Raw genomic sequence first — 628 nt, 5'->3', positions numbered from 1 at the left:
GCGCCGAAGCGATGGGCATTCCCTTCGTCGCAGGAAAGTCCGGCCTGCCGCATGGCTTCGCGCGCTGCAAGCACGGCGAGCAAGCTGAAGCGGGCCATGGAGACGAGCTGCTTGCGATCGATGTCGTGCTCGGGCAGCGCCTTGATCTCAGCGCCGGTCATGCCCTCCAGGTCATGAAGCTCGGAATTGGCGAGCGGGCCGATGGCGGAGCGGCCTTCGCGCATCTCTTTCCACATAGAGGCGGCGTCGGTGCCCAGTCCGCACAGGCCGCCCACTCCGGTGATGACGACGCGCCTGTCCATTCAAGCCTCCTTCGCAAGCAAGCCGCGGACGGCTTCCACGACGTCGCCGACATTCTTGAGATTGGACCAGGCATCGGCCGTGTTCATATCGATCTTGATGCCGTAGGCCTGTTCCACATCCCAGAGGACGTCCGCCAAACCCAGCGAATCGAACCCGAGCGCGTCCAGTTCCGTGGCGATTGTTATCTCGCCGACGAATGACGCAGGCATTCCCTCACCGCTCTCCGACTCGGCGCGTTTCTTGATCAGGGCAATGACGTCCGTTGCGAATTGATCGGCCATTCTGTTTCCTGTCTTTCTTTCCCGCGTTTCGACCCGGACCCGCG

The 628-nt window shown here is 62.6% G+C and carries 2 protein-coding genes; both read right to left on the bottom strand.

Annotation, left to right across the window (positions count from 1 at the left end; all coding sequences use genetic code 11):
- On the bottom strand, nt 1-302 hold a 302-nt coding region (locus tag EOA49_RS32305), incomplete at its 3' end, for a beta-ketoacyl synthase N-terminal-like domain-containing protein (protein ID WP_281058475.1).
- Complete coding sequence (locus tag EOA49_RS32300; protein ID WP_029356603.1) at nt 303-584, bottom strand: acyl carrier protein; 282 nt, start codon at nt 582-584, stop codon at nt 303-305.
- Between the last annotated feature and the right edge of the window lie 44 nt (nt 585-628).

The sequence above is a fragment of the Mesorhizobium sp. M1A.F.Ca.IN.020.04.1.1 genome, from assembly GCF_003997315.1.
GTDB lineage: Bacteria > Pseudomonadota > Alphaproteobacteria > Rhizobiales > Rhizobiaceae > Mesorhizobium.
The sequence above is the reverse complement of the archived record's forward strand: the minus strand, read 5'-3'. Positions and strand labels throughout refer to the sequence as shown.